The sequence below is a fragment of the Pelosinus fermentans JBW45 genome, from assembly GCF_000271665.2.
GTDB classification, from domain to species: Bacteria; Bacillota; Negativicutes; order DSM-13327; family DSM-13327; genus Pelosinus; species Pelosinus baikalensis.
In genome coordinates, this window is the sequence record NZ_CP010978.1 from 1,650,078 (window position 1) to 1,662,172 (window position 12,095).

A 12,095-nucleotide genomic window follows, 5' to 3' on the forward strand; every position below is an offset into this window, starting at 1 on the left:
GTATCGCATGGACATGTTCATTGTGTTAGCCAAAGGCTTTATCGGCATGTTTAATGAGGGTGGTAAAGTTTTCGTAAGTATGGTAACTGGAATAGTACCTACGTTAGTCATGTTGCTTGTAGCTATGAATGCTCTAATTCGATTTGTCGGGCAAGAGAAAGTTGAAAAACTCGCTCATATGTGTGGTGGCAATCCTATATCTAGATATCTCATTTTGCCAGTAATAGGAACTTTCTTCTTTTGTAATCCAATGACTTTATCATTAGGGAAGTTTTTGCCTGAAAAATATAAACCAAGTTATTATGCTGCAGCTTCTTTTTCCTGCCATAGTATGAATGGTTTATTTCCACATATAAATCCTGGAGAATTATTTGTTTTTCTTGGAATTGCGGCTGGGATAAATCAACTGGGTTTATCAACAGTTGATTTAGCAGTAAGATACTTTCTTGTTGGAGTTGTGACCAATTTCTTTAGAGGATGGATCACTGATTTTACTACCGCATATGTTGAAAAACAACAAGGCATCAAATTAAAAACAGAAGTGAGTACTGTACAGTCGGCTGGCTTTAATGCTTAGAAAGGGGGGGATGAAAAATGGCGAATTATAAATCAGTTATTATAACAGCAGGTCGAGGTGGCTTTGGTGGACCGTTAGTGATTCAGCCTAATGACACCAAGAATAAGGTTGTCAATATTACTGGAGGTGTCATTTCACCTGTTGCTGCGAAAATTGCTGAAATGGCAGGTTGCATAGTAGTAGACGGATTTAAAACGAAAGTGCCTGATAATGAAATTGCTTGTGTCGTCATCGACTGTGGAGGAACTTTGAGGTGTGGTATATATCCTCAAAAAAGGATTCCAACAATTAACTTGATGCCATCAGGTCCCAGTGGACCTTTGGCAGAACACATCAAGGCAGATATTTATGTATCGGATGTCAAAGAAGTAAATATAAATTTTAGCGATGGAACGATCCAGAATGCGGTCTCTGAAGATAGTAGTGCTAAAAAGCCTAAGTATGATACGGAAAAGAAAATTAGTGAACAGACTACTGCTGGTGTTATGGCCAAAGTTGGGAAGGCTATGGGGGAGATAACCGCTACATTTTATCAATCTGGTCGCGATGCTATCGATACTGTCTTAAAGACCATATTGCCTTTTATGGCGTTCGTATCCATGTTAATTGGTATTGTATTAAGTACTGGTATGGGTGATGTTTTTGCTAAAATACTGACACCGTTGGCCGGAACTGTTCAAGGGTTAGTATTACTATCAGCCATATGTTCGTTTCCATTCTTATCTCCATTCTTAGGGCCAGGCGCTGTAATTGCCCAAGTAATTGGGGTGCTGATTGGCGTTGAGATCGGTAAAGGTACGATTCCTCCTCAGTTAGCACTGCCAGCACTTTTCGCGATAAATTCCCAGTGTGCTTGTGATTTTATACCAGTAGGCATGGGATTGGCTGAAGCGGAAGTCGAAACTGTCGAAATTGGTGTACCTTCCGTATTATATTCTCGCTTTATCACTGGTCCTACAACCGTATTGGTTGCTTGGGCTGCTAGTTTTGGTCTCTACGCAAAATAAAAGTGAAAAAGTATATAGATGCTATTATGGAGGTGCATTTTATGGAGATAATATATAATACTAGGGTTACTAATATTGGAGGATTAGCGTCGGCATTTTATGAAGAAAAGCTGATCATTATTTTCAAAGATAATGCTCCGGAGGAGCTGGCTGATTATTGCGTATTGCATTGTGGCAATGAGGTTTCAGATAGCGTTAAACAAGGTGATATTTTAGTCATAGCTGGTCAAGAATATAGAATTGTATATGTGGGCGATGAAGTGCAGGCTAATTTGGAAAATTTGGGTCATATAACCTTGCGGTTTGATGGCAATACAGAAGGGTTAGGAGGAAGTGTATATCTTGAGGATAAGGCATTGCCTGCTATAAAAATTGGTGATGTTATTTCTATATACAGAGAATAGATGTTTGTTATGCGATGAACCTTTCAGATGGATTGGAAAGGAGTAGCTAAGGGGGGGCGAATGAATATATTACTTGATAGTGCGAAAGTTGATTTTATAAAAAGTGCCAATGAATATTATCCAATTGATGGTATTACAACCAATCCAACTATTCTAGCCAAAGAAAAGAGACCCTATATTGAAATCCTTCAAGAAATAGTATCTATAATTGGCAGTGAAAAAATGCTTCATGTGCAGGTATTAAGTACAAATGCCAAAGAAATAGTTAAGGAAGCGGAATATGTAAGCCAGATTCTTAATGGCAATATTTATATTAAAATTCCGGTTGTGCCTGAAGGGTTTAAGGTGATGATGACTCTACAGAAATTGAATATAAAAGTTACTGCAACTGCTGTGTTTACTCCACAACAGGCGCTTATGGCTGCAAAAGCTGGCGCTAGTTTTGTAGCGCCATACGTAAACAGAATTGACAATATTTCTGGTGATGGTGTAAAGGTAGTAGCAGACATTGTAAAAATTTTCGATACTCATCATATTAAAACGCAAGTGTTAGCAGCCAGTTTTAAAAATGTAGAACAAGTGCAGAAAGTTTGTTTAGCTGGTACTCATGGTGTAACGGTTAGTGAAGATGTTTTTATCAACTTGTATCATCATCCTTTGACGGAGTGGAGTGTCAATACGTTTATTGAGGATTGGGAAAGTGTTTATGGTAAAGGAGCAATATTAGGTGAGGTTTAATCCAGGAGATGCGACTATGTTTTTAGAACTCACTTTTCAGGATTTAAGTGGAGATCTTATTTGAAATTAGCCAGGGTAAGCGATAAGGAACATCCTTTGCATCTTAGTTTAGGCGGATGGTTAGATGAGATTGTTGTAGCATATGAAACATGGTCATTTATCAGAAGGTGGAGAACGTTAGTAAGAAATGGCAGGTTAGCCACGTTATTTGGCTTAGGTTTGATAGAACTGAAGAGGCATTGTTGTGCAATTAAGGTGGTAATGCGGTAAAAACTCGTCCTTGGATATATTCAAGGGCGAGTTTTTTATATTCAAAATTTAAGGAAAATTTATCTAATTGATTGACAGGATTATACATAAGTGCTAGAATGAAAATCGAGAGTAATAAGTGAGTGATAGATGGTCGTCCCTATATAAATGTGTTTGTAATAACTGAATATTGGAGAATGAGAGAGCAAAAAAGTCTAGGACTTTTCTGCTCTTTTTTTTGTGAAAAAAAAGAGCGGGGGTACCTAGTGGCAACAGGTTCTATTGGCTAAATCATAAAAATAGAAGGGAGGATGAAATAATGGATGTTGTGAAGTATGCTTTTTTCTCCTATGGGCTAACTGCTGTCATATCATTACTAGTAATGGGAGTTATTGTTGTAATCAGTAAAGCACTTAGTAATACAGAAGAACAAAAGGAGATGTAACAATATGTTAGAGACAGTAATTCAGCTTTTTCCTGGAATAGGTAGCTTATTTGTACAGGATACGACAATTGCATTTGCTAGGGTATTTTTGATCCTCTTTGGCTTTGCCCTTGCGTATTTTGGTTTTACTCGGACATTAGAGCCTTTGATTATGGTTCCCATGGGAATCGGTATGATTGCCATCAATTCAGGGGTGCTTTTTTTGCAAGCTGGCAACATTGGTACGATTTTTTTAGATCCTTTAGTTGAGCAACCTGATGTTCTAGTGAATATTATGCAAGTCAATTTCTTGCAGCCGATATATAATTTTATGTTTAGTAATGGACTTATAGCTTGTTTAGTTTTCTTTGGGATTGGATCAATGAGTGAAATTGGTTTTATTCTTGCAAGGCCTTGGTCATGTATGACGGTTGCTATATTTGCTGAGATGGGTACATTCGTTACTCTTGTGATTGGGGCGAAAATGGGTCTGCCGATTGGCGAAGCCGCTGCAGTAGCGACTATCGGTGGTGCGGATGGTCCAATGGTTCTGTTTACTTCCCTAATGTTGGCGCCAAAGCTTTTTGTCCCTATTTCCATTATTGCTTATTTGTATCTTAGTCTAACCTATGCTGGTTATCCGTATATTATTAGATTGTTAGTTCCCCAAAAATATCGTGCTATGGATGTTGAAGTAGAAATACCACAAGTTTCTAAAAAAGCAAAATTCATTTTTACAATTTCGATATGCGCGTTACTCTGCCTCCTACTTCCGGTAGCAGCACCTCTAATAATGTCCTTCTTTCTTGGGGTAGCAATTAAAGAAGCCGAAATTAATCCGTATCAAGAATTACTTGAGAATACCCTGCTTTATGCTTCCACGTTGTTTCTTGGACTGCTGTTAGGGACCTTATGTGAGGCACAAACCCTTCTTAATCCTAAAGTAGCTATATTGTTAGTCTTAGGCATTACTGCTCTTGCTATTTCAGCTGTGGGCGGGCTTTTAGGTGGTTGGCTTGTGTATTTTGTTACTAAGAACTACAATCCAGTGCTTGGTATTGCTGGTGTTTCTTGTGTTCCTACTACAGCTAAGCTTGCTCAGTATGCAGTTGAAGAAGAAAATCCTTTTGCCATGGTGTTGCCATTAGCTATGGGGGCGAATATCTGTGGAGTTATTGTATCAGCCATTGCGACAGGCGTGTTTGTATCGACTCTATTCTTAGTTAAATAAAGGGATATATTCTTTATTTAGAAAGAGTGATAATTATGGATGATAACTACGTTAATGATGAGAAAATGCGAAAAGAAATAGAGACCAAATTACCTGGAAGAAGAATTCACTATTATAGAGAGATAAGCTCAACAAACACCGCAGCTCTTGAATTCGCTGAAGCGAGAGCTCCAGAGGGAACATTGGTATTAGCTGATCGTCAGACAGGGGGTCACGGTAGGTTAAACAGAAAGTGGCTTTCGCCTGCAGGAGGAGGTCTTTGGTTTACATTGGTGCTAAGACCACAGATCGATCCAGAAAAAGCAGCGCAAATTACCCTGTTAGCAGCAGTTGCTATTGCAAGGGCTATTGAGATTCATACAGGTATATGTCCTGGGATTAAATGGCCTAATGATTTATTGATTAAGGGGAAAAAAGTTTGTGGTATTATTGCCGAAATGGAGAGTGGGGAAACAATTGACCACGTGATCTTAGGCATTGGTATCAATGTTAATATGGATGTGCAGGATTTTAGTCTTGACTTACAAGATATAGCTACATCGTTATCTCAGGAATTGGGACGTCCTATATGTCGATTATCCCTTCTTGATGAGGTGCTTCGTCAGTTTGATTGTTGGTATTCCATATGGCAAAGAGATGGTTTTGAGCCTATTCGTGTTACGTGGAAACAATTTAATATTACACTCAAGCAGAATGTCAAAGTAGATTCTGGTGATGCAGTATGGTCTGGCGAAGCCCTTGATATTGATGATGGTGGGGCTCTGATCATTAAAAGTATGAATGGAATGATAAAGAAATTTAATTTTGGTGAAGTAAGTGTTCGATGATAATCTGTTTTTTAACGCGCGTTTAAAAATATAAGTTAAAAATGAGAGAGTGAGAGTGAGAGGATAATTATGAGTACCGAAAAAAGATTACCTTTAGAAAATAGTGTTACAAGCGTGGGGACAGCAGCTATGCTGCTAGCTCTTACTAGAACAATGGCTGACGAGGATGATATAAAACAAATGGTGGGCAAGAAGGGCTATCGGTTTGTTGTAACTGAAGTGGGAGGAAAATCATCTTTTGCGGAATTTCAGGAGAAAACAACTAGAGCTGTTATGGGTGCCTGCCTAAATAATGGCTTGATCACAAAAACAGTGGCTAATATGCACGCATTGTTACATGCAGTTGAGGAAGCCAAGCGCGGAGTGCTTGTCAATGCTTCAACCAATACTAGTTTAGCGACAAAAATTGCAATCGTTAGAGACTCCAACTGGATTGCTGTGGCTATATTCGGGGAATCAGCTATTCATCCCATGACCAATCATGAAAGAGCGGGATTAGGGGTAATGCATCTGTGCAATTGTGATTCTTCTAATTCAGCAAAGGATAATCCGGAATAGTCAATATATCCAAAAAATGGGATTAGGACTTTAGGAGTAAGGGAAAGGAGTGTCAAAAGAGATATGGATAAGGAGACACAGCGAGTATGGGATTCTCTAAATAGGGATACTCAGGAAAGAATGGCAAAGGCCAGAACTATTGTTGGTACAGGAAAAGTTATTTCAGTTGATAAAACAGTTGCCTTGCTAGAAGCTATTATTAAACCTGGTGATAAGGTAAATCTAGAGGGCAATAATCAAAAACAAGCAGATTTCTTAGCAGATTGTTTATGTAAGGTTGATAAAAATAAAGTATATGATTTGCATATGATTCAGTCGGTACTTTCTTTACCTAGTCATTTAGATGTTTTTGAAAAGGGAATTGCAAAAAAAGTTGATTTTTCCTTTTCAGGTCCTCAAGCAGGAAGACTGGCTCAGTTGATAAGTGACAAAAAGATTGAGCTGGGTGCAATTCATACATATCTTGAATTGTTTGGTAGATACTTCATTGATTTAGTTCCTAAGGTTGCCCTTATCGTAGCATTTCAGGCTGACAAGGAAGGAAATCTTTATACGGGATTTAACACAGAAGATACTCCTGTAATCGTAGAAGCGACTAAGTTTAAACAGGGGATTGTTGTAGCACAGGTTAATGAAATTGTTGACAAACTTCCCAGGATTGATATACCTGCAGATTGGGTTGATTTTGTAGTCAAGTCGCCAAGTCCATTTTATATTGAACCGTTATTTACTCGTGATCCTGCTCTGATTACAGATTCACAGGTTCTGCGGGCAATGATGGCGATAAAAGGAATTTATGCTGAATATGGAGTGCAAAGACTCAATCATGGTGTTGGTTTCGATACTGCTGCTATTGAACTTTTACTTCCTACTTATGGGGAAGAATTGGGTTTGAAGGGCAAAATTTGCTCTTATTTCTCATTGAATCCTCATCCGACTATGATTCCAGCTATTGAAAGTGGTTGGGTTAAGTCCATTCATAGTTTTGGCGGAGAATTAGGGATGGAAGATTATGTGAGAGCTCGTCCTGATGTATTCTTTGTTGGTCCTGATGGTTCTATGCGTTCCAATCGAGCATATTCCCAGATGGCAGGTCATTATTCTTTGGATATGTTTATTGGTGGTACACTCCAAATTGATAAGTATGGTAATAGCAGTACGGCGACAGCAAGTCGAGTTGCAGGCTTTGGTGGTGCACCTAATATGGGTTGTGACGCCAAGGGCAGACGGCATTCAACAGAAGCATGGCTTAAATGTGGTCAGGAATATGGAATGAGCCATGAGCTAGTTGGCAACTTGCCACGTGGTAAGCGTTTAGTTGTGCAATTGCAAGAGACTTTCAGAGAAAAACTTGCACCTGGTTTTGTAGAGGAACTGGATGCATGGAAACTGGCTAAAAATGCAAATTTGGATATACCTCCAGTAATGATTTATGGAGATGATTTAACCCATGTTGTTACAGAAGAGGGTATTGCCTATCTTCATAAGTGTTCCTCCCTTGTAGAAAGAACGGCTGCTATTAGAGCTGTTGCAGGCTATACAGAAGTTGGCATGTTAGCTAAACCAGAAGATACGGCTGCATTGCGTAAGAAGGGGATTGTTAAGACACCTGAGGATTTAGGTATTGATATATCACGGGCGAATCGGTCGCTTCTAGCTGCAAAAAATATTCGTGAACTAGTTACATGGTCTAAGGGATTATATAATCCACCGGCTAAATTCCGGAATTGGTAATAGGGAGGGATTTTAGTGGCACTCCAGCAACTGAAATTTGAGTTTAAGGTAAATAATCCAATTGAATTTTCCCATGAATGGCGCCATCATGGCGTTGTGGGATCTGGCGATCTTGAAATTCTTATGGAAAAGAAGGATCTTGGCGGTGCAGTTCAAGTGCAAGTTGTAACTCCAGTTGTAGGCTTTGATAAGGTTTGGGGCATGGTGCTTGAGAAGATTGTTAAAGAGAATCGCTTAGGGAACATTTCTATTGAAATAAATGATAACAATGCAACGCCAATCGTTGTTTCTATGAGACTTCGTCAGGCCCTCGCTGAAGCGGCCAAGGATGTACGGAAGGAGGTTTGATTAAAATGAGTGTTTGGAATCAATTGCAAAAAAATAGTTTTCTTGAATCAAGTGCACGCCAGCGTGCAAATGGCATTGTTGATAATGGAACGTTCACTGAATTACTTGGACCGCGGGATCGGGTTTCCAGTCCGCATCTTCCCGTTTTAGGAGAAGCGGTGGCTTTTGATGATGGTATTGTTACTGGAGTTGGTTTGATTGGTAAAAGGCCCGTGTTTGTGATTTCTCAAGAGGGGCGGTTTATCGGTGGTTCCGTAGGGGAAGTTGGCGGCGGGAAAATGGTTGCGACCCTAAAATTAGCCATAGGTGCTTATCATCAGATAAAGGAAAAATATCCAACGTCTTATCAAGGACGTCTTCCTGCGGTGGTTATTTCTTTTGAGACAGGCGGTGTTAGGCTCCATGAATCCAATGCAGGCTTACTCGCTCACGCGGAAGTGATGGATCAGTTCCAGGATGCTCGTGGAAAGATTCCTGTGATTTCTTTAATTGGCAGCAAAATTGGTTGCTTTGGAGGAATGGGATTTGTCGGTGCTGCTACTGACTTAATTATTATGAGTGAGCAGGGGCGTTTAGGGCTAACAGGTCCAGAAGTAATAGAGCAAGAAATGGGCAAAGATGAGTTTGATGCTTCTAATAAAGCATTAGTATATCGAACTACTGGCGGCAAACATAAGTACATAATGCAAGATTGTAATTTTCTTGTAGAAGACAGCATTGAGGCTTTCCGTACGCAGCTTGCTGAAGTTCTTACTCTTTCTATGGAATCCATCGAAGAAATGCGGCGTGTTGGTAGTCAAAAACTTGTAGAAGAACAGCTTGAACTTGTAAAACTAGCTGTTGAACTTGATCCGCGAGATTCTATGGATGTATGGAAATATTTTGGAAATGAATCTCCGGCAATTTTGCCAGAGTTATCGTTAACGGATTTTCTTAAGCAAGCTAAACGGCGGGTTAGAAAAGTTGAAGGAGGTTCAGTTAATGGATGAAGTGGAAAGTATGATTGGTCGAGGTCGAGAAGCTATTGATATGATTATTGACGCTGACTCTCTTCAAGAAGGTATCATTGGTGAATTTCAGTTTGATCCAGAACTTGGTCCTGGTGCAGTAGTAGGCACAGTTACTATTGGTGGACAACCTGCGACGATTATAGCAAATGATGCTGATGAATATAATCCAAGATTTCCCGTAGTTTTTGCTGGTGTTATTGGTTTAGAAGAAGGCTACAAAATGGCGTTGGCAGTATATAGAACCATCACTGTTGATAAGGAAAAACCATTAGATCAAAAGCGGGCACTTCTGTTAATTGTTGATACTCCGGGCAATGGTCCAGGAAAAATTGAAGAAATCATGGGGATGAATAAATCCACGGGTGGTTATCAGCTAGCGTTAGCTGAAGCAAGAAAAGCTGGTCATCCCGTTATTGCTATTGTAATTGGACGGGCTATTAGCGGTGCATTTCTCTGCCATGGTTTGCAAGCCGACCATATTTTGTCCCTATCAAAAGAATTCGGTACAATGATTCACGTTATGCCGTTAACCAGTATTTCTCGGATTACCAAACTTGACATTGAATTATTGGAGGATTTGTCGACTAAGAATCCAGTGTTTGCCGCAGGTGTAAACTTCTTTTATCGTCTAGGTGGCGTCAATGAAGTTGTTGATCAAGTTGAGGGAATGCGAGATGCGATGATTCGTCATATTGATGAGGTGCGTGAATTAAAGCGCACGGGTCAATTTGATAAACTTGGTCCATGGGGACGTGGAACCATCGGAGCAGAGCGTGGTGGCCGTCAAACACGGAAAATGGTGATTGAAAAGATGACAGAAGAATTTGATGCTGTGGCTGACAAATATCTATACGCGTAAGGGAGTTTGTGATGAAAGATATTCTCGATAGTCTTGCTCAAATGGTTGAAGAATTTGGAACGGCTCCTACTTTTGAAGAAATGCCAAGACGTACCCTTCAGGATAAAGGTATTGGTGGGCCAACTGCCGCCCATGTTATCGAGGAAGTTCATGTTCCATTAAATCTGGCTTATCTTAGTTTTACGACAGGGTCGTCCGCCTTTCAAAATATCGTTGGGGTTACCCATCCAGAGATGGAGGCCCGGGAAAAAGCCACTCGCTTAGTTTTTGAGCAGGCTAAGGTTCAAAGTGGGAGTAACATTTTATTTACCTATCCTCCCTTAGTCAATGTTTTTACTAAAAAGGCTCTTGATGCTTGTGGTATGAATTGTTCTTTTCTGCGGCGCTCTAGTCGAGATGCATTTTTGGCGGCCCTTTATAATAATCGTCCAGACGTTGTTGTTGGTGAATCTTCCTTTTTACGTTCGGCTCTGGAAGATGCAAAATCCATGGGGATGGCTACCTTTCTTCCTAAGGAAGTTATTATACTGGCTGCTGGTACACCCTTAGATCTTGAATTACCTGCCGTTGCAGAACGCATTTTAAATGGATTGGTTCATGATCTATATGGTTGTCAGGAATTTGGTTGGATTACCATCAATGGCATTCCCGTAAGGGATGATATTACGCTTGTGAAGTCTCCCTTGTCAGGTAATTCAATGTACGAGGTTGTAGTTGGCGGGCTTCCCATGGGTGATAGCTTTCCCGTTGCCGATAGTGGTCATATTTGTAATTCTGCAGGCAAAATAATTACTTATCGGCGAGAACGTACCTTTCCAGAATATGAAGTTATAGTACGTGCTACGACTTTATCTTCGGATGTAACCATTGGAAGAGTTGCGCGAACGATTCTACGGATAAAGGGGCGCATTGTAAAAGTCGATCCGGGGGTCAAGACCATGGCTTCCCAGACTATGCTAGAGCTATGTTCGGGAGGCGATGCATCGGCAGAACCAATCATTATTACTGGACCCCAAGGAACTGGTTTATTTGATGAGCTGGTAAAGGCTCAGCTTGAATATCAGCAGATGAGTAAAAGTGATCCTGTTTGGGTAAAGAAGAGGTGATCGATTATACGTCGGCATGATTTAGTAGAAATAAGCGATCAAGGTCGTGAATTGGCGTTTGAGAGAGTCGCTCCTCATCTACCACCCCGTGAATTTGAGTTAGTCAAACAACTCATTATTGGCACTCCAGGAGGAATAAAAATCCCTGGTATTGTTAGACGTGAAGACAGGAAGCAGATTCCAGATACGATTCCTGTAGGATTTTCTTCACCGTTTCGCATTGATGGTAACCGACTGCGCATTGCGGGATTTGTTCCCACATCGGCAGTGATACAGGTTGTTTCTCCTTTTGCGGTAATTGATCGAGAATTCTTTCTACGAACGCCTTGTTTAAATGCCTTGGTAGAGGTTCTTGCAGTGGCAGGGGAACTGGGACTCAAACTTGGTGTGTGGGGATCGTCAGCGTTGGAGATATTTACAGGATTGCAGTATACGGATGAGGCATCTGATCTGGATGTGCTTGTTGGTATGACTAGGCTAGATACTATTCGAACCTTTACAAATCGCCTAGCAGAGATCGCAAGAACATTTCATTGCAAAGTGGATGCAGAGCTTGAGCTAAATTCAGGCTACGGGGTTAAAGTAGCAGAGTTGTTTATGCATACTGACACGGTATTAGCTAAGGGATTAAATGATGTAATACTTCTGCCTAAACACGATATTTTAGCTGAGATGACAGAAGTTCAGTAGGTTTATTTGGCCGATAGGTCATTTAATATAAGAAATATAAAATGAGAGGAATTGATCATAATGGAATTAAAAGCACGCGTTCCTGGCAAAGTTATTGAGGTTACTGTTAAAGTAGGCGATTCTGTAAAGGTTAAGGATGTTGTAGCTGTAATGGAAGCTATGAAAATGAAACAAAAGTTTCCTTCTTCCGTTGAAGGGACAGTAAAAGAAATTAAAGTAAACGCTGGTGACAGAGTTTCCGCAGGCGATGTAATTATGATTGTTGAGTAAAAATACTAAGGGTTATTCCCAGGATTCTTTATAGGGTTCTGGGAATAAATAAAAAGAGGAGGG

Annotated in this window: 16 protein-coding genes; all 16 read left to right on the forward strand. The window is 40.2% G+C overall.

Annotated elements, in window-relative coordinates:
• Positions 1-7: 7 nt before the first annotated feature.
• Complete coding sequence (locus JBW_RS06865; protein WP_007956778.1) at positions 8-577, forward strand: PTS glucitol/sorbitol transporter subunit IIC; 570 nt, start codon at positions 8-10, stop codon at positions 575-577.
• Positions 578-594: 17 nt separating this feature from the next.
• Entirely contained in the window at positions 595-1,584 is a 990-nt protein-coding gene (locus JBW_RS06870) for a PTS glucitol/sorbitol transporter subunit IIB (protein ID WP_007956776.1), read from the forward strand.
• Between the two features lie 41 nt (positions 1,585-1,625).
• Entirely contained in the window at positions 1,626-1,988 is a 363-nt protein-coding gene (locus JBW_RS06875) for a PTS glucitol/sorbitol transporter subunit IIA (RefSeq protein ID WP_007956773.1), read from the forward strand.
• A 60-nt stretch (positions 1,989-2,048) separates the two neighbouring features.
• Complete coding sequence (locus tag JBW_RS06880; protein ID WP_007956772.1) at positions 2,049-2,726, forward strand: transaldolase family protein; 678 nt, start codon at positions 2,049-2,051, stop codon at positions 2,724-2,726.
• 60 nt (positions 2,727-2,786) lie between these two features.
• Positions 2,787-2,996, forward strand: a complete 210-nt coding sequence (locus JBW_RS06885; RefSeq protein ID WP_007956770.1) for a hypothetical protein — start codon at positions 2,787-2,789, stop codon at positions 2,994-2,996.
• Positions 2,997-3,294: 298 nt separating this feature from the next.
• Complete coding sequence (locus JBW_RS25950) at positions 3,295-3,420, forward strand: hypothetical protein (RefSeq protein ID WP_007956768.1); 126 nt, start codon at positions 3,295-3,297, stop codon at positions 3,418-3,420.
• A 4-nt stretch (positions 3,421-3,424) separates the two neighbouring features.
• Positions 3,425-4,630, forward strand: a complete 1,206-nt coding sequence (gene madB, locus JBW_RS06890; protein ID WP_007956767.1) for a Na+-transporting malonate decarboxylase, carboxybiotin decarboxylase subunit — start codon at positions 3,425-3,427, stop codon at positions 4,628-4,630.
• Positions 4,631-4,665: 35 nt separating this feature from the next.
• Positions 4,666-5,457 carry a biotin--[acetyl-CoA-carboxylase] ligase gene (locus tag JBW_RS06895; RefSeq protein ID WP_007956764.1) on the forward strand — a complete coding sequence of 264 codons (792 nt, stop codon included), beginning with the start codon at positions 4,666-4,668 and terminating at the stop codon, positions 5,455-5,457.
• Between the two features lie 69 nt (positions 5,458-5,526).
• Positions 5,527-6,015 carry a HutP family protein gene (locus JBW_RS06900; protein WP_007956762.1) on the forward strand — a complete coding sequence of 163 codons (489 nt, stop codon included), beginning with the start codon at positions 5,527-5,529 and terminating at the stop codon, positions 6,013-6,015.
• Between the two features lie 63 nt (positions 6,016-6,078).
• A complete protein-coding gene (gene mdcA, locus JBW_RS06905) occupies positions 6,079-7,749 on the forward strand; it encodes a malonate decarboxylase subunit alpha (RefSeq protein WP_007956761.1) in 1,671 nt (556 codons plus the stop codon).
• A gap of 15 nt (positions 7,750-7,764) precedes the next feature.
• The gene (gene mdcC / locus JBW_RS06910; protein ID WP_007956759.1) at positions 7,765-8,097 is read left to right on the forward strand and encodes a malonate decarboxylase acyl carrier protein; all 333 of its coding nucleotides are present in this window, start codon (positions 7,765-7,767) and stop codon (positions 8,095-8,097) included.
• Between the two features lie 5 nt (positions 8,098-8,102).
• Positions 8,103-9,086 carry a biotin-independent malonate decarboxylase subunit beta gene (locus JBW_RS06915; protein WP_007956756.1) on the forward strand — a complete coding sequence of 328 codons (984 nt, stop codon included), beginning with the start codon at positions 8,103-8,105 and terminating at the stop codon, positions 9,084-9,086.
• Positions 9,079-9,966 carry a biotin-independent malonate decarboxylase subunit gamma gene (gene mdcE / locus JBW_RS06920; protein WP_007956753.1) on the forward strand — a complete coding sequence of 296 codons (888 nt, stop codon included), beginning with the start codon at positions 9,079-9,081 and terminating at the stop codon, positions 9,964-9,966. The genes JBW_RS06915 and mdcE overlap by 8 nt, the downstream gene beginning before the upstream one ends.
• A gap of 11 nt (positions 9,967-9,977) precedes the next feature.
• Positions 9,978-11,072 (forward strand): hypothetical protein, encoded by a 1,095-nt coding sequence (locus JBW_RS06925; RefSeq protein WP_007956751.1) that lies wholly within the window; start codon positions 9,978-9,980, stop codon positions 11,070-11,072.
• 6 nt (positions 11,073-11,078) lie between these two features.
• On the forward strand, positions 11,079-11,762 hold the full coding sequence (gene mdcG / locus JBW_RS06930) for a malonate decarboxylase holo-[acyl-carrier-protein] synthase (RefSeq protein ID WP_268747891.1): 684 nt from the start codon (positions 11,079-11,081) through the stop codon (positions 11,760-11,762).
• 60 nt (positions 11,763-11,822) lie between these two features.
• On the forward strand, positions 11,823-12,032 hold the full coding sequence (locus JBW_RS06935) for a biotin/lipoyl-containing protein (protein WP_007956746.1): 210 nt from the start codon (positions 11,823-11,825) through the stop codon (positions 12,030-12,032).
• The last annotated feature ends 63 nt before the right edge of the window (positions 12,033-12,095 follow it).

Excerpts from the sequence above, each read along its gene's own strand:
- JBW_RS06935 (WP_007956746.1), top strand. The coding sequence starts at position 11,823 with ATGGAATTAAAAGCACGCGTTCCTGGCAAAGTTATTGAGGTTACTGTT.
- mdcE (WP_007956753.1), top strand. The coding sequence starts at position 9,079 with ATGGATGAAGTGGAAAGTATGATTGGTCGAGGTCGAGAAGCTATTGAT.
- madB (WP_007956767.1), top strand. The coding sequence starts at position 3,425 with ATGTTAGAGACAGTAATTCAGCTTTTTCCTGGAATAGGTAGCTTATTT.
- mdcA (WP_007956761.1), top strand. The coding sequence starts at position 6,079 with ATGGATAAGGAGACACAGCGAGTATGGGATTCTCTAAATAGGGATACT.
- JBW_RS06870 (WP_007956776.1), top strand. The coding sequence starts at position 595 with ATGGCGAATTATAAATCAGTTATTATAACAGCAGGTCGAGGTGGCTTT.
- JBW_RS06925 (WP_007956751.1), top strand. The coding sequence starts at position 9,978 with ATGAAAGATATTCTCGATAGTCTTGCTCAAATGGTTGAAGAATTTGGA.
- JBW_RS06900 (WP_007956762.1), top strand. The coding sequence starts at position 5,527 with ATGAGTACCGAAAAAAGATTACCTTTAGAAAATAGTGTTACAAGCGTG.
- JBW_RS06865 (WP_007956778.1), top strand. The coding sequence starts at position 8 with ATGGACATGTTCATTGTGTTAGCCAAAGGCTTTATCGGCATGTTTAAT.
- JBW_RS06880 (WP_007956772.1), top strand. The coding sequence starts at position 2,049 with ATGAATATATTACTTGATAGTGCGAAAGTTGATTTTATAAAAAGTGCC.
- JBW_RS06915 (WP_007956756.1), top strand. The coding sequence starts at position 8,103 with ATGAGTGTTTGGAATCAATTGCAAAAAAATAGTTTTCTTGAATCAAGT.
- JBW_RS25950 (WP_007956768.1), top strand. The coding sequence starts at position 3,295 with ATGGATGTTGTGAAGTATGCTTTTTTCTCCTATGGGCTAACTGCTGTC.
- JBW_RS06875 (WP_007956773.1), top strand. The coding sequence starts at position 1,626 with ATGGAGATAATATATAATACTAGGGTTACTAATATTGGAGGATTAGCG.
- JBW_RS06895 (WP_007956764.1), top strand. The coding sequence starts at position 4,666 with ATGGATGATAACTACGTTAATGATGAGAAAATGCGAAAAGAAATAGAG.